The 14846-nt window shown below is 69.5% G+C and carries 17 protein-coding genes; 12 read left to right on the forward strand and 5 right to left on the reverse strand.

The genetic code is table 11. The features are described 5' to 3' along the window. Nucleotides 1–68: 68 nt before the first annotated feature. The 3 genes from ED92_RS26780 to ED92_RS26790 are packed head-to-tail and all read left to right on the forward strand — an operon-like array spanning nucleotide 69 to nucleotide 2321. Nucleotides 69–1247 carry an ATP/GTP-binding protein gene (locus ED92_RS26780; protein WP_037343474.1) on the forward strand — a complete coding sequence of 393 codons (1179 nt, stop codon included), beginning with the start codon at nucleotides 69–71 and terminating at the stop codon, nucleotides 1245–1247. Continuing rightward, complete coding sequence (locus tag ED92_RS26785) at nucleotides 1244–1819, forward strand: RloB family protein (RefSeq protein WP_037343132.1); 576 nt, start codon at nucleotides 1244–1246, stop codon at nucleotides 1817–1819. Before ED92_RS26780 ends, ED92_RS26785 begins: the two co-directional genes overlap by 4 nt. 43 nt (nucleotides 1820–1862) lie before the next feature. Next, entirely contained in the window at nucleotides 1863–2321 is a 459-nt protein-coding gene (locus ED92_RS26790; protein ID WP_037343134.1) for a hypothetical protein, read from the forward strand. Here the strand turns inward: ED92_RS26790 and ED92_RS26795 are convergent. Continuing rightward, complete coding sequence (locus ED92_RS26795; RefSeq protein ID WP_037343136.1) at nucleotides 2318–2959, reverse strand: nitroreductase family protein; 642 nt, start codon at nucleotides 2957–2959, stop codon at nucleotides 2318–2320. The genes ED92_RS26790 and ED92_RS26795 overlap by 4 nt on opposite strands. A gap of 11 nt (nucleotides 2960–2970) precedes the next feature. Beyond that, complete coding sequence (locus ED92_RS26800) at nucleotides 2971–3816, reverse strand: alpha/beta fold hydrolase (protein WP_037343138.1); 846 nt, start codon at nucleotides 3814–3816, stop codon at nucleotides 2971–2973. A 58-nt stretch (nucleotides 3817–3874) separates the two neighbouring features. Between ED92_RS26800 and ED92_RS26805 the strand changes: the two genes are divergently transcribed. Beyond that, complete coding sequence (locus ED92_RS26805) at nucleotides 3875–4402, forward strand: ABATE domain-containing protein (RefSeq protein ID WP_037343140.1); 528 nt, start codon at nucleotides 3875–3877, stop codon at nucleotides 4400–4402. Here the strand turns inward: ED92_RS26805 and ED92_RS26810 are convergent. Then, nucleotides 4399–4926, reverse strand: a complete 528-nt coding sequence (locus ED92_RS26810) for an amino-acid N-acetyltransferase (protein WP_016332644.1) — start codon at nucleotides 4924–4926, stop codon at nucleotides 4399–4401. The genes ED92_RS26805 and ED92_RS26810 overlap by 4 nt on opposite strands. Before the next feature lie 88 nt (nucleotides 4927–5014). On the opposite strand from ED92_RS26810, the gene rimO reads away from it, so the two are divergent. From rimO to ED92_RS26830, 4 genes are all read left to right on the forward strand, one after another. Then, entirely contained in the window at nucleotides 5015–6463 is a 1449-nt protein-coding gene (gene rimO / locus ED92_RS26815) for a 30S ribosomal protein S12 methylthiotransferase RimO (protein ID WP_037343141.1), read from the forward strand. Continuing rightward, on the forward strand, nucleotides 6460–7101 hold the full coding sequence (gene pgsA, locus ED92_RS26820; RefSeq protein WP_037343142.1) for a CDP-diacylglycerol--glycerol-3-phosphate 3-phosphatidyltransferase: 642 nt from the start codon (nucleotides 6460–6462) through the stop codon (nucleotides 7099–7101). The genes rimO and pgsA overlap by 4 nt, the downstream gene beginning before the upstream one ends. After that, the gene (locus ED92_RS26825; RefSeq protein WP_037343143.1) at nucleotides 7098–7559 is read left to right on the forward strand and encodes a CinA family protein; all 462 of its coding nucleotides are present in this window, start codon (nucleotides 7098–7100) and stop codon (nucleotides 7557–7559) included. Before pgsA ends, ED92_RS26825 begins: the two co-directional genes overlap by 4 nt. A 101-nt stretch (nucleotides 7560–7660) precedes the next feature. Further along, nucleotides 7661–8110, forward strand: a complete 450-nt coding sequence (locus ED92_RS26830; protein ID WP_037343144.1) for a helix-turn-helix domain-containing protein — start codon at nucleotides 7661–7663, stop codon at nucleotides 8108–8110. Between the two features lie 52 nt (nucleotides 8111–8162). Here ED92_RS26830 and ED92_RS26835 read toward each other — a convergent pair whose 3' ends face one another. Next, complete coding sequence (locus ED92_RS26835) at nucleotides 8163–8642, reverse strand: carboxymuconolactone decarboxylase family protein (protein ID WP_037343475.1); 480 nt, start codon at nucleotides 8640–8642, stop codon at nucleotides 8163–8165. A gap of 168 nt (nucleotides 8643–8810) precedes the next feature. Here ED92_RS26835 and ED92_RS26840 point away from each other — a divergent pair, with 168 nt between their 5' ends. The 4 genes from ED92_RS26840 (at nucleotide 8811) to ED92_RS26855 (ending at nucleotide 13816) form a co-directional block, all read left to right on the forward strand. Beyond that, nucleotides 8811–9692, forward strand: coding sequence for an RNA polymerase sigma-70 factor (locus ED92_RS26840; RefSeq protein ID WP_037343145.1), 882 nt, complete (start codon nucleotides 8811–8813; stop codon nucleotides 9690–9692). A gap of 220 nt (nucleotides 9693–9912) precedes the next feature. Further along, nucleotides 9913–10755 (forward strand): PspA/IM30 family protein, encoded by an 843-nt coding sequence (locus ED92_RS26845; protein ID WP_007029352.1) that lies wholly within the window; start codon nucleotides 9913–9915, stop codon nucleotides 10753–10755. Between the two features lie 73 nt (nucleotides 10756–10828). Further along, nucleotides 10829–11815 (forward strand): hypothetical protein, encoded by a 987-nt coding sequence (locus ED92_RS26850; protein WP_037343147.1) that lies wholly within the window; start codon nucleotides 10829–10831, stop codon nucleotides 11813–11815. 366 nt (nucleotides 11816–12181) lie between these two features. Next, the gene (locus ED92_RS26855) at nucleotides 12182–13816 is read left to right on the forward strand and encodes an amidase family protein (RefSeq protein WP_037343149.1); all 1635 of its coding nucleotides are present in this window, start codon (nucleotides 12182–12184) and stop codon (nucleotides 13814–13816) included. Here the strand turns inward: ED92_RS26855 and ED92_RS26860 are convergent. Beyond that, nucleotides 13776–14825: a quinone-dependent dihydroorotate dehydrogenase gene (locus ED92_RS26860; protein ID WP_037343150.1), complete on the reverse strand. Its 1050-nt coding sequence runs from the start codon at nucleotides 14823–14825 to the stop codon at nucleotides 13776–13778. The genes ED92_RS26855 and ED92_RS26860 overlap by 41 nt on opposite strands. Between the last annotated feature and the right edge of the window lie 21 nt (nucleotides 14826–14846).

Genomic DNA, 14846 nt, shown 5'->3' on the forward strand with positions numbered 1-14846 from the left:
GCTTCAGGCTGTTCTGTGCGGTTTACTGTCACAGAACAGCCTGAAACTTTGCCAGGGAGGTGATCAGGGTGCTCCGGAGCTTCCGGTTGGGCAACCACCGCTCGTTTCGCGACGAGCAGGAGTTGCTCCTGATGCCCGCGATGCCGGGGGACGAGCGCGCGGCGGTTCCCGTGGCGGCCGTCTACGGGGCGAACGCCTCCGGAAAGTCGAATCTGCTCGACGGGCTCTTCACCATGAGGTCCCTGGTGGAGGGTTACTGGAGCCTTCTCCATCAAAGTCACTTCCGGCTCGGCTCGGGGGACAGCAGGCGCCCGTCGACTTATGTCGTGGAACTGATGCTCGACGACGTCCGCCACACCTATGGATTCCGGATCGACGGTGAGACAGCGGCCGACCGGGTGGTGGAGGAGTGGCTCTACACCTATCCGGAGAAGCGTCGGCGAGTCATCTTCGAACGGCAGGGCGGCAGCGTCCGATTCGGGAGCACGACCGCGGACCTCAAAAGCAAATTCGCCGTGCTGGAGGAGTTGATCCAGCCGAACGCGCTCCTGCTCAGTGTCTGCGACCGGCTACAGCTCGGCCCCCTGGTCCCGGTCTATCGCTGGTTCAAACAGGAACTGCGGGTGTGGCTCAGGAATCAGCAGTGGGAGCCGCTCGAGGTGCAGCGAAGGGTCACCGAGTTCATCGACGTGGACCCGGACAACCGGGCGCGATTGATCGCCTTGCTGCGAGCCGCTGACACCGGGATCACCGACATGGTCGTCTGGCAGGACAAGGGCAGCGACCATCGTTCGGTACGACTGCACCACGGGCAGGGCGCCGAGCCCTTCAGCCTGTTCGACGAATCGGCCGGGACGAACAATTGGCTCGGGCTCTTGCCGACCGTCCTGACCGTGCTGGACAACGGATGGGCCTTCGTCGTGGACGAGATCGACACCAGCCTCCATCCCAAACTCGTGGCGGAGCTGATCGGCTTGTTCCGTGATCAGGGCGTCAACCGACGCGGAGCCCAACTGGTCTTCACCACCCATGACACGACTCTCCTGGGCACCATGCTCGGCGACGACGTGCTGGAACGAGACCAGATCTGGTTCGTCGACAAGAACGCCGAAGGCGCGAGCGAGCTTTACCCACTTACGGACTTCAAGCCGCGCAAAGACCAGAACACCGAACGGCGCTATCTCGCCGGTAGCTATGGGGCCGTTCCGGTGCTGGGTGACTTCGCCGAGGCAGTGCTGGGCAGATGACTCGCCGGGAGAACAGCGGCCGGAGGCGGTCGGCATTCAGGGAGGAGCGAACGTCGGTCCTCGTCGTCTGCGGTGCCGAGGCCACGGAGCCCGCGTATTTCGAGGGGCTCAAACGGGCACGGCGTAACCCGGCCGTCACCATCAAGATCAAGGCGAAGCGCGGCGACCCGGACACGGTGGTCAAGTACGCGGCGGGAATGCGCGATCGTGCGGAGGGAACGCACGACGAGGTGTGGTGCGTGGTCGACGTCGACGAGTTCGACCTCGACAAGGCCGCGGCGACGGCCGGCAGGCTCCGGATCAATCTGGCGATCTCGAATCCGTGCTTCGAGTTCTGGTTGCTGCTTCATTTCGAGGCTTGCTCGGCGCCGTTGACCTGCTACGGGGACGTGGCGAAACGGCTGGTCAAGCACGTACCGGGGTTCAGTAAGTCGGCGTTGCGGTTCGCGGACTACGAGAGTGGGATCGAGGCCGCTGTCCAGCGCGCGAAGAAGCACAACGTCGAGTTGGGCTTCGAGCACGGTCGGAACCCGTCCACCGGAGTCTGGGCCTTGGTCGAAAAGATCAACTGAAGACCGGTGCAACGGACCGGAGCCTCCGCTACGTCCTTGACCCGTGGACCTCAAGAAGCTGCTCGTCGTCCTCTGCGCACTGGTCGGCCTCGCCTGCGGGGCCGGCAGCTCCGCCGCGCGCGAGCAACCCGCGCCGGCCCAGCCCGCGCCGGTGCAACGACCTCAGCCCGCTCGCGACGCCCAGAACAGCGTCGAGCTGGGGAAGACCGTCGTCCTCAAGACCGGTGACACGACCGAGGTCGCGTCGAAGGACGTCAGCATCCGCTTCGCTCGTCTGGTGTCCGATTCCCGCTGCGCCACGGGAATGGTCTGCGTCTGGGAAGGGGAGGCCGTGGTCGAGCTGACCCTGGCCGAACCGGGACGCGGCGAGCGGACGACGGCGGCCCTCGCTTCCACCGGACGTGGTGGCAGGCAGTCCGTCGAGTTCGCCGCCTGCCGGGTGGACCTGGTCGCCGTGAGTTCGGGGGGCGACCAGGTCACCCTGCGGGTGTCCAAGGCCTAAAGGGGATTGCCCCAGCCGTCGAGATACGCGACTTCGGACAGTGGCACACGCGCCGCGGGTTTGAAATCCGGCACCGTCGTGTAGGCGACCGGCAGCAGCCCGACCTGCGTGACGTCGGCGGGGATGCCGAGGATTCCGGCCGCCTCCGCCTCGTGGGTCAGGTGGTACGTCGTGAGCGTCGAGCCGAGGCCGCGTGACCGCAGCGCCAGCTGGAAGTTCCACACCGCCGGGAAGATCCCGCCGTAGAACGCGGCGTCGGTCGCGTTGTCGCCGCTCGGCCTGCCGGTCAGGCACGGGATGACGAAGACGGGCACCCGGTCGATCACGTCGATCAGGTGCTGTCCCGACGCGAACGCCCGCGTCACCGAAGGCTCGGTGATCGCCTCGCCCAGCGCCGCCGCGTTCGCCTCCAGGTATGCCTTCCCGACCCGCCGGAACAGCTCGGACAACCGGTCCTTCACGCCCTGATCCCGCACGACGAGCCACCGCCACGCCTGCTGGTTGCCCGGTGTGGGTGCCTGCAGCGCGAGCCGCAGGCACTCGTCGAGCACCTCGGGTTCCACCGGCCGGTCCAGGTCGAGCTTGCGGCGGACCGCCCGCGTCGTGCTGAGCAGGTGGTCGGTGACCGAGGTGTCCATGTGCCGCCCTTCTACAGATGCTTCACCAGGAAGCGGTCGATCAGGTCGCTGATCGGTTCGAGGTCCTCCTCCAGCGCGAAATGCCCGGTGTCGAAGAGGTGGACCTCCGCCGAGGGAACATCTTTCCGGAAAGCTTCGGCTCCCGCCGGGACGAAGAACGGGTCGTTGCGGCCCCACACGGCGAGTACGGGCGGCTGGGCCTCGCGCAGCCACGCCTGGAACTTCGGGTACGCGGGCGGGTTGTTCCGGTAGTCCCAGAACAGGTCCAGCATCGCCTCCGCGCGGCCGGGGCGTTCGAGGAAGTACTGGTCCAGCAGGTAGTTCGCGGGATCGATGGTCTCCGGGTCGCGGGCGCCGGTGTACTGGTAGCGGATCTGCTCCGGTTCGAGGATCGCCTCGAAGCCGCGCCGCGCCTCGGTTTCGTCGGTCAGGGAAGGGAAGTCCGGCATCGCCGGGCCGAGCCCCTCGACGTAGGCGTTGCCGTTCTGCGTGATCAGCGCGGTGATCTGGGAGGGCCGTGAGACGGCCAGCCGCAGGCCCGTCGGAGCGCCGAAATCGAAGACGTAGAGCGCGTATCGCCGCAGCTCCAGCGCGTCCACGAACTCGCCGACGACCTCCGCGAGCCGGTCGAAGGTGAACGTGAAGCCGTCGGGCGTGATGGTCTGCCCGAAGCCCGGAAGGTCCGGGGCGACGAGCCGCCACCGGCCGGCGAGACGCCGCATCAGCCGCACGAACTGGTGCGAAGACGTCGGGTAGCCGTGCAGCAGGAGCAACACGGGAGCTTCGGGGTCACCGGCTTCGCGATAGAAGACCTCGACGTCGCCGAGCTTGACGGAACGGTGCCGGATGGTCGCCATGAGCACTCCCTAATGGTTAAAACTGCCTCGAACCATTAGTACCTGATAGTGTCAAGGCATGCTCGATCTCGACTCGCTCCCCGGTGACGATCTCGCGGTGAACCTCGCCGACACGGTCATGCTGGCCGTCTCGCCGTCGATCGACCTGCTCGACGAGGGGCACGCCCGGTTCTGGTCGGCACAGGCTCTGCCGGAAGGTGCCCGCGCGCCTTCGCCCGAGCAGACGAGACGGCTGCGTTCGGCGGTGCGTGAGCTGCTGGATGCGGTCGTGGCGGCGCGGGAGCCCGAGGCTTGGGCGGTGGAGCGGGTGAACGCGGCCGCGGCCGCCGTCCCGACCAGCCCGCGGCTGATCGACGGGGGAGTGGAGACGTGCTGGCACGGCGAGGACGGCGGGGAGATCGCCCTCGCCGCCGTCGCGGTCGCGGCGATCGACCTCGTGTCCGGGCCGCGCGCGGCTCAGCTGCGGCGATGCGGCGCGCACGACTGCTCGATGCTGTTCGTGGCGGCCAACAGCAGGCGGGTGTGGTGCACGCCGTCGCTGTGCGGCAACCGGGTCCGGGTCGCGCGCCACGCGGCGAAGGGCTAGAGCTCCAGCAGCATCCGGCTGTTGCCCAAGGTGTTCGGCTTCACGTACGGCAGGTCGAGGAACTCCGCGACACCCGGATCCGCCGAGCGCCGCATCTCCTCGTAGACCTCCTGGGTCACCGGCGTCCCGTCGATCTCGACGAACCCGTGCCCGGCGAAGAAATGGGTCTCGAAGGTCAGCACGAACAGCCGTTTCAGCCCGATCTCGCGCGCGAAGTCGATCAGCTGCCCGACCAGCGCGTGCCCGATGCCGCGCCCGCGGGAGTCCTTGTCGACCGCGATGGTGCGCAGCTCCGCGATGTCCTCCCACAGCACGTGGAGCGCGCCGCAGCCGAGTACGTCGTCGCCGTCCTCGACCACCCAGAACTCCTGGACGCTCTCGTAGAGGGTGACGAGTTCCTTCTCCAGCAGCACCGTCCCGGCGTCGGAGTCGACCAGCGCCTTGATCTTGCGGACGTCCGCGATCCGCGCCCGGCGGACGGTGGGGCGGCGGTGCGGGAGGGGGTCTGAGGGCACGTCCACCATTAAGCCATCCCCGGCGCCCGGCCCGGTCGAGGGCTCGCCCGAGCGAGCGATCGCCGACCCCGCGAACAGGCCAGCTACCCTAAGGCACGTGCCTTCTCCCACCACTGATCCTGTCGCCACCCGTCGCGTTTCCTTGTTGACCCTCGGTTGCGCCCGCAACGAGGTCGATTCCGAGGAACTCGCCGGACGGCTGGCGGCGGGCGGCTGGGAGCTCGCCGCCGAGCCCGAGGACTCCGACGTCGTGGTCGTCAACACCTGCGGCTTCGTCGAGTCCGCGAAGAAGGACTCCGTCGACACGCTGCTCGCGGCGTCCGACACCGGCAAGAAGGTCGTCGCCGTCGGCTGCATGGCCGAGCGCTACGGCAACGAGCTGGCCGAAAGCCTGCCCGAGGCCGACGCGGTCCTGGGCTTCGACCACTACGCCGACCTCGCCGAGCGTCTCGACGACGTCGTGGCCGGCCGCAAGGTCGAGTCGCACACGCCGTCCGACCGCCGCAAGCTGCTGCCGATCAGCCCGGTCCAGCGCCCGACCGCCGCCGAGTCGGTCGAGGTTCCGGGGCACGCGCAGCACGGCTGGGGCCCACGCGTGTTGCGGACCAGGCTCGACACCTCCCCCGTGGCCGCGCTGAAGATCGCCTCCGGCTGCGACCGCCGCTGCTCGTTCTGCGCGATCCCGTCCTTCCGCGGTTCCTTCGTGTCGCGGCAGCCGGACGAGATCGTCGCCGAGGCGATGTGGCTCGCGGAGAACGGCGTCAAGGAGGTCTTCCTCGTCTCGGAGAACTCCACCTCCTACGGCAAGGACTTCGGCCGCGACGGCGCCCGCGCGCTGGAGCTGCTGGTGCCGCGCCTGGCCGCGGTGCCCGGTATCGAACGCGTCCGCGTCTCGTACCTGCAGCCCGCCGAGACACGCCCCGGCCTGGTCAAGGCCATCGCGACCACCCCGGGTGTGGCCGACTACTTCGACCTGTCCTTCCAGCACTCCAGCGAGACCGTGCTGCGCCGCATGCGCCGCTTCGGTTCCACGGACTCGTTCCTCGCGCTGTGCGACCAGATCCGGGAGCTCTCGCCGAACGCCGGTATCCGCACCAACGTCATCGTCGGGTTCCCCGGCGAGACCGAAGAGGACGTCGCCGAGCTGGAGCGCTTCCTCAACGGCGCGCGGCTCGACGCGGTGGGCGTCTTCGGTTACTCCGACGAGGACGGCACCGAGGCCGAGACCTTCGACGGCAAACTCGACGAGTCCGTGGTGGCCGAGCGGGTCGCGCGGATCTCCGCGCTGGTCGAGGAGCTGACGTCGCAGCGCGCCGAGGACCGCATCGGGGATTTCGTCGACGTCCTGATCGAGCAGGCGGAGGACGGCGAGGACCCGATCGGCCGCGCCGCGCACCAGGCCCCCGAGGTCGACGGCGAATGCGTCCTGATCGAGACCGAAGACCTGCCCAAGCTCGCGGTGGGCGACTTCGTCCGCTGTGAGGTCGTCGACTCCGAGGGTGTCGACCTGATCGTGCGGCCCGCGCCGCCCGAGGCCGACCGGTGAATGCCGCCCCGAGCGACGCCGGGGCCGGTGAGGGGACGGGCGGTGAGCACGCCCGGGTACCCGAGGCCACCCCGGTCCCGACCCTGAACCTGGCGAATCTGCTCACGATGTCGCGGCTGGTGCTGGTGCCGCTGTTCGTGATGGCGCTGTTCGCCGGCGACGGGGAGGACACGTTCTGGCGCGCGATCGCCACCGCGCTGTTCGCGATCGCGTCGTTCACCGACCAGGTCGACGGCTGGGTCGCGCGCAAGTACGGGCTGATCACCGACTTCGGCAAGATCGCCGACCCGATCGCCGACAAGGCGCTGATCGGCGCCGCGCTGATCGGCTTGAGCGTGCTCGGCGAACTGGGCTGGTGGGTCACCATCGTCATCGCGGTCCGCGAGATCGGCGTGACCCTGCTGCGCTTCTGGGTGATCCGGCACGGCGTCATCCCGGCCAGCCGGGGCGGCAAGGCCAAGACGCTCGCGCAGATCGCGGCCATCACCGCGTACCTGCTGCCCCTGCCCGCGTCGGCCGAGCCGGTGCGCTGGGTGCTGATGGGGCTCGCGCTGGTGCTGACCGTCGTGACCGGTCTCGACTACGTCGTACGCGCGGTCCGGCTGCGCGCGGCGGGACGGCGTGCCGCGGGCGCATGAAAGCTGAGACCTTGATCACTCACCTGATCGAGCGTGGGGAGACGGTGGCGACGGCCGAGTCGCTGACCGCCGGTCTGGTCTGCGCGACGCTGACCGAGGTCCCCGGATCGAGTGCCGTCGTACGAGGCGGACTGGTGGTCTACGCCACCGACCTCAAGGCGAAGCTGGCCGGGGTCGACGAAGACCTCCTCGCCGCGCATGGCGCCGTGCATCCCGAGGTCGCGGCGCAGTTGGCCGCCGGCGCGAGGGACCGGTGCGCCGCCACCTGGGGTCTCGGCCTGACCGGTGTCGCGGGCCCGGACGGACAGGACGGGGTCGCGCCCGGCGTCGTCCACGTCGGTCTCGCCGGGCCGGACGTCCTCACCGTCCGTACGCTGGGCTTGAGCGGTGATCGAGCCTCGGTCAGGGCGGGTGCCGTCTCCGGTGCGTTCGCCCTGCTGGGGGAACATCTCGCATGATCGCCGCGTTCGCCCTTGGCGTATTGCCGTGTCAACACCTGCGCCCAGGGCACCGCTCTGGGTAACGTAGGGGGTAGTCAGTCCTGGAAGGGAGGCGCGTGATGACCGTGCTGTTGCGCGAGGCGATCGGCGACCGGCTCCGACACGCCCGCACGAACCAGCGTCGAACGCTGCGGGACATCTCCCGCGCCGCCAGGGTGAGCCTCGGTTACCTGTCCGAGGTCGAGCGCGGGCAGAAGGAGGCGTCCAGCGAGCTGCTGGCGTCCATTTGCGAGGCCCTGGACCTTCCGCTCGGCGAACTCCTGCACAAGGTCGCGGCGGACGTCTCGGCGATGGACAACGTCGAGGTCGCCCCGGTGGACGAGAAGGTCGAAGCGGGCAAGAGGCGCGCTCCGGAGCGGGAAAGCGCCGAAGCGGGCGAGCTCGAAGGCGGCCGTCTGGTGTCCGAGCTGATCGGCAACGATCTGGCCGACCTGCGGATCTCGCCGCCGCCGCGGATGAGCCCCGCGCTGCGGACGACGATCTCCGCACCGAAGATGGTCGCCGCTTAGCGAAGGTCGTGAACGGGAAGAGGCCCCAGGCAGTCGCCTGGGGCCTCTTCCGTCAGTTCGCGTCGAACGTGCCCGCCTGGTAGGAGCCACCCTTGGTGTGTGTGATCACGAGCAGCCGGTTGGCGGCGTTGATCATCGCGACCAGGTAGACCAGCGCGGCGACCTGATCGTCGTCGTAGTGCTTCCGCACCCGGGCCCAGGTCTCATCGGAGACACCCTGGTGCGCGTCGACGATCCGGCTGCCCTCCTCCGCGAGCGCCAGCGCGGCCTGCTCGGCCTCGGTGAACACCGTCGACTCACGCCAGGCCGCGACCAGGTTGACGCGGACCGCGGGCTCCCCGGCAGCCGCCAGGTCCTTGGCGTGGGCGTCGACGCAGAACCCGCAGCCGTTGAGCTGGCTGGCCCGCAGCGACACCAGTTCCTGGGTGACCTTCGGCAGGGTCGAACCCTTGATGCCGACACTGACGTTCGCGAAGCGTTTGCCGAGCTTGGCGCCGAGCTCGGTGCCGTTCAGATCGAAACGGGAATCCATGATCTCGTCCTCTTTCGTGGTCGTGTGCCGAACGACCACCAGATGCCGCCGGTCAGGCTGCGCTGACAGGCTCGGGGCGTGACGAGCGCCACGGCTTCGACGTGTCAGGAATCGGGGAGACGCGGCGTCTGGTGGGGGCCACGCGTCGCCGAGAACAGGAGCGAGTCCATGTCCGACACCGCCACGGAGGCGTTCGTCGCCCACCGGAACCTGCTGTTCACCGTCGCCTACGAGATGCTCGGTTCGGCCGCCGACGCGGAGGACGTCCTGCAGGAGACCTGGCTGCGCTGGTCGGGCGTCGACCTCGGCACCGTGGAGAACCCGCGCGCGTACCTGGTCCGCGTCACCACCCGGCAGGCGCTCGGCAGACTGCGCACGCTCAGCCGCCGCAAGGAGTCCTACGTCGGTCCCTGGCTGCCCGAACCGCTGCTCACCAGCCCCGACGTGGCCGACGACGTCGAGCTGGCCGACAGCGTCTCGATGGCGATGCTGCTGGTGCTGGAGACGCTCACGCCGACCGAGCGGGCGGTGTTCGTACTGCGCGAGGTGTTCGACGTCCCCTACGGCGAGATCGCCGAAGCCGTCGGCAAGACCCCGGCCGCGGTCCACCAGATCGCCCACCGGGCACGGGCGCACGTCGCCGTCCGGCGGCCGCGCGGTGTCGCTTCCCCCGGCGAGACCAAGGACGTGCTCGACGCGTTCCACCGCGCGGTCCGGACCGGTGACCTGCAGGGACTGCTCGATGTGCTGTCCCCGGACGTCGTCTTCCTCGGCGACGGCGGCGGCGTGGTGCAGGCCGTGCTGGAGCCCGTGGTCGGTGCCGCACTGGTCGCGCCGCTGCTGGCCGCGAGCCGTCCGGTCCGCGACGAGGCGGCGACGATGGCCACGGCGCAGGTCAACGGCCATCCCGCGCTGATCCTCCGGCTCGGTGGGGAGGTCGACACGGTCGTCGCGCTGCGGGTCGAGGACGGACTCGTCACCGGCCTCTACGCGGTGCGCAACCCCGAGAAGTTGTCACGTATGGACCAGGAGACCGTCCTGGGGCGCTGACTCCGGTGGTTTTCACCCACCGTCACCGGCAGGTGAACCCGAAAGGTCGTGGACGTCACAGTCAGGGGGATCCCTGAATTCCGTCGGGGTCGCCTGGAACGCGGGACGCCGACCTGACACGATGGAACTCAACGCCGGGGTCGGGACGTTGCAACATCACAGAGGGGACGCCCCACCTCGAGGTAACAGCCCGTGGGATGCGAGAAGGCAGGCGGAGGAGATGGCCAACCCGTTCGTGAAGTTCTGGAAGTACATGATGGCGGCGTTCTCGTCGAAGATCGACGAGCACGCCGACCCGAAGGTACAGATCCAGCAGGCCATCGAGGAGGCACAGCGCAACCACCAGGCGCTGACCCAGCAGGCCGCCTCGGTGATCGGTAACCAGCGTCAGCTGGAGATGAAGCTGAACCGCCAGCTCGGCGACGTGGAGAAGCTGCAGGCTTCGACCCGCCAGGCGCTGGTGCTCGCCGACGAGGCGCGTGCCAAGGGCGACGAGCAGAAGGCGACCGAGTTCGAGAACGCGGCGGAGAGCTTCGCCGCGCAGCTCGTTACCGCCGAGCAGAGCATCGAAGACCTCAAGACCCTGCACGACCAGTCGCTTCAGGCTGCGGAGCAGGCGAAGAAGGCCGTCGAGCGCAACGCGACCATGCTGCAGCAGAAGCTGGCCGAGCGCACCAAGCTGCTCTCGCAGCTGGAGCAGGCGAAGATGCAGGAGCAGGTCTCCGCTTCGCTGAACCAGATGAGCCAGCTGGCCGCGCCGGGCAACACCCCGTCGCTGGAAGACGTTCGCGACAAGATCGAGAAGCGCTACACCACCGCGCTCGGCTCGGCCGAACTCGCACAGAACTCCGTCCAGGGCCGGATGATGGAGGTCCAGGCCTCCACGACGCAGCTCGCGGGGCACTCGCGGCTGGAGCAGATCCGCGCGTCCATGAAGGGTGACTCCGTCGCTCAGGTGACCGACGGCAAGACCGCCGCCGCGCCGAAGGCGTCGAGCTCCGCGGACATCCAGCGTGAGATCCAGGCACGGGTTCAGGCCGAACAGGGCAAGAACCCCGCCTGACACACCAACTGGAGCCGGTCCCGCACCCCGCGCGGGTGCGGGACCGGTCTCACCAGAAGACAGGGGAGAGGGCATGGGGCAGGGCAGGCGCAAGGACTTCGGGGAGTTCACCGCCAAGCTTGAGAAGCACATCGAAAAGCTGCCCGACTACGCCCAGCGCGCGCAGGAGAAGCTGCAGCGCTACATCCCGCCCTCCGAGCAGGGTTCTTCCCCGCGCCCCGCTCAGCCGGCGCCGCCCCGGCCGCGCCCCCAGATGCCGCAGATGCCGGCCATGCCGAAGATCTCGCAGCAGCTGACGTCGATGGCCGCCGGGCAGATCCCGGTCGTGGCCGACGCGAAGGCCAAATGGGCGCGCTGGAACGAACCCGCCGCCAAACTGGAGCGACGCAAACGCCGCGCCTCGCGGGCGCTGACGTTCTGGATCCTCCTCACCTTCCTTTGTGGACTGTTCGCCGTCGTCGCGGGCACCGGTCTGTTGAAGAACGGTGAGGCCGACGTCCTCCAGGCCATCGCGGGCGGCGCCTTCGCCGTCATCTTCGGGACTTTCGGGGTGAAGTCGGGGCTGCGGCTGCGGACGCTCAACCGCACCGTGCTGCCCGCCGCCCCCGCCACTCCGCCGCCGCTGCCCCCGGCGCGGTCGGTCGCGCGTGAGCCGATGGAGCGCCTCGCCGAGAGCGAGGCTTCGCTGGCGGAGCTGCTTCGCCAGCTTTCGCAGCCGACGTCGCTCGGCACCATGCCGGTGTCGGAGATCGCCGTCGCGGACGCTCGCACCACCGCCGCCGAGGCGGCACAGGCCCTGCGCGGGCTGGCAGGTCGGATCCAGGCCATCGAACGCGGCCGCGACGCCGCACCCGAGCGGGAACGCGGTGCCCTCGACGCCGCCATCAGGCAACTGCGCGACCAGCTCGAAGACGGTCTCGACGGCTACGGCGGCCTCGTCGCGGCCGCCGGGCACACCGTCGCCGCGAGCTCGGACGGCATGACGTCGTCCAAGGAATCCCTCTCCGACGCGACCGACAAGCTCGCCGGCCTCGCCATGGCCCTGCGCGAGCTCTCCTGATCTCGGTGATGTCCGTCTGATCACGCGAGTTCCGCCTTCGATCACGCGAGATCGCTGTTCAAACACGCGAGGTCCGGAAACGGGTAGGGTCTGAGCAGGCGCTTTCCTGGACCATCGTCTCATTCGTCGTCGCTAATACTCCATTGCGTAACGACCTGCTCACTGTGCGGTACCGAAACGCTCGCGTGACCCGAATCCGCTGGTGACGGCGACCCGCGGTGCCTAACGTTTCTTCCATGCACGCAGTGCTCATCCCGGCCCGGGCCTGAACCCAGCCCGCGTGAGCGGGCGTCCCAGGGTGGCGGACCGGACACAGTGGATCTCGCGCAGTGGTCTTTCTCGTCCCCGCCGAGGAAAGGACGCCCAGTGACGACGCTCCCCCCGGAACCAGAGCCGACCCCCGTCCCGCCTCCCAGCTCCTACCAGCGCGTCATAGCCGCCTACGACCGGATAGCCGAAGTCGACCGCCCCGACGTCTGGATCACCCTCCGCCCGGTGGAAGACGCCCTCGTGGACGCGAAAGCCGTCGATGAACGGCTGCGCGCGGGCGCGGATCTGCCGCTCGCGGGCACCTTGGTGGCGGTCGCGGACGTCGTCGACGTCGCCGGTCTTCCCACGGCGGGCGAGGACGTCTGCTGTACCGGCGCCACCTCGGTCTCCCGCCTGACCGCGGCCGGGGCGGTCGTGATCGGCAAGACCAACTGCGACCGGTTCGGCAGCGACCTCGAGCACACCCGCAGCCCCTACGGCGCCGTGAGCGCGGCGCTGAACACCGCCCGGGTCTCCGGAAGCGCGAGCAGCGGCGCGGCCGTCGCCGTCGCGCTCGGCCTCGTCGATCTCGCGGTCGGCACGGACACGGCGGGCGCGGGCCGCGTTCCCGCTTCGCTCAACGGGATCGTCGGCCTGAAGCCGACACTGGGTCTCGTGCCGAAGACCGGCGCCGCGCCGTGCGGCGGGATCGCCCTGTTCGCCCGCAGCCTCACCTTGGGGCAGCGCGCACTGGGACTGATGACCGGTCCCGACGGGATCGACCCGCTCGCCCGCGACTGGCCGCCGGACGTCCGGCTGTCGGCGGGCGACCGGCCTCGGGTGGCGATCCCGGGCTCCGACACGCTCACCGGCCTTTCGCTGCAGTCCCGATCCGCCTTCCTCGGCGCGGTTTCGGCGCTGAGGGCGTCCGGCGCCCTCGTGGAGACCGTGGAGGTCTCGGCACTGCTGAAAGTCGGCGAGCTGATCCACGACGACGGCTTCACCGCCGACAGGCACCGTGTCGCCGAAGCCGGGATGCTCGCGCTCCGGATGCTGTCCGAGTACGACGCCCTCGTGCTCCCGACCGTCGCGGACCATCCCGAGGTCTCCGAGGCGTTGTCCGATCCGGACGGTGTCTCGAAGCGGCTGGAGCGCTTCACGGCGTTCGTCAATCTGCTCGACCTCGCCGCCGTCACGGTTCCGGCGTCGCCGTCGGATCTCGGGCCGTACGGGGTGTCGGTGGTGGTGCGGCCGTTCGACGACCAGGTCGCCATCGACCTGGCCGCCGTGCTCACCGACGAACAGGCCGATTTCCCTTATCCCGCACCGGGTGCGGATCTCGTCGTGTTCGGCGCGCATCTGCGCGGGCAGCCCTTGAACGGCAGCCTGGTTCGTGCCGGGGCGCGGTTCACCGGACTGGTCCAGACCGCCGAGGGCTACCGGATGTTGTTGCTGACCACCGATCCGCCCCAGCCCGGGGTGGTGCCAGTGAGCGCGACGGGCGAGCACACGATGCTTTCGGGTGAACGCTGGCGGCTCTCGCCCGCCGCTCTCGGTGCCTTCGCGGCCACGCTGCCCGCGCCGTTCGTGCTGGGCCGGATCCGGCTGGAGAACGGGGAAACGCCGCTGGCCGTCCTGTGCGACCAGGCCGCCGCCGCGACGGCGACGGAGCTGACGCGGTACCAGTGCTGGCGTGCCTACCTCAGGTTCGTCAGTACGGCCGGGCCGCGAGACCTCGGGCGACCCGCTTGACCAGACCGGGACCGTGCAGGGCGAAACCGGTGTAGAGCTGGACGAGACCGGCGCCGGCGTCGAGCATCCGTGCGGCGGCGCCGGCGTCGAAGATCCCGCCGACGCCGATGATCGGCAGCTTGCCGCCGGTTTCGTCGTGCACGAACCGCACCACCTCGACCGAACGCGCGGTGAGCGGACGGCCGGACAACCCGCCCGCCTGCTCGCCGACGGCGGCCTCGGGCGGGGCGATCCCTTCGCGTGACAACGTCGTGTTGGTCGCGATCAGCCCGGCGACGCCGTGGTCGAGGCAGACCTCCAGCAGCTCCGCGAGCGCTTCGTCGGTGAGGTCGGGGGCGACCTTCACCAGCACCGGCGTCGGCTTCGCGTCGCCGGCGAGCCCGGCCGAGGTCTCGCGCAGCTCGGCGAGCAGTTCGGCCAGCGCGGACTTGTCCTGCAGCGCGCGCAGCCCCGGGGTGTTCGGGGAGCTGACGTTGATCGCGAAGTAGTCGGCGTACGGGTACAAGGCCCGCAGCGAGAACCGGTAGTCCTCGACGGCTTCGTCGAGCGGGGTCACCTTGGACTTGCCGATGCTGACGCCGAGCGGCACCGGCGGCTTCCCGGTCGCGGCGAGGCGGGCTGCGAGCGCTTCGGCGCCTTCGTTGTTGAAGCCCATCCGGTTGATCACCGCGTCGGTCTGGGCGAGGGTGAACAGCCGCGGTTTGTCGTTGCCCGGCTGCGGATGCCGGGTGACCGTGCCGACCTCGACGAAGCCGAAACCGAGCGCGGGCCACGCGTGCAGCGCGCGCCCGTTCTTGTCCATGCCGGCGGCGAGCCCGACCCGGTTCGGGAAGCGCAGGCCGAGGAAGGTGACCGGATCGTCCGTCCGGTAGACGCGGCCGAGCGCGGCGAGCGCGGGGGTGACCCGGCTCAGCCTGGCGAGCGAACCGATTGTGCGTTCGTGCACGGTTTCGGGGTCGCTGCCGGAGACCCGGTAGAGAGCGGGGCGGACGATCTTGTCGAAGAGCACGGCCCCATCATGCCTGGTGAG

This window comes from Amycolatopsis sp. MJM2582 (assembly GCF_000754115.1).
Classification (GTDB): domain Bacteria; phylum Actinomycetota; class Actinomycetes; order Mycobacteriales; family Pseudonocardiaceae; genus Amycolatopsis; species Amycolatopsis japonica.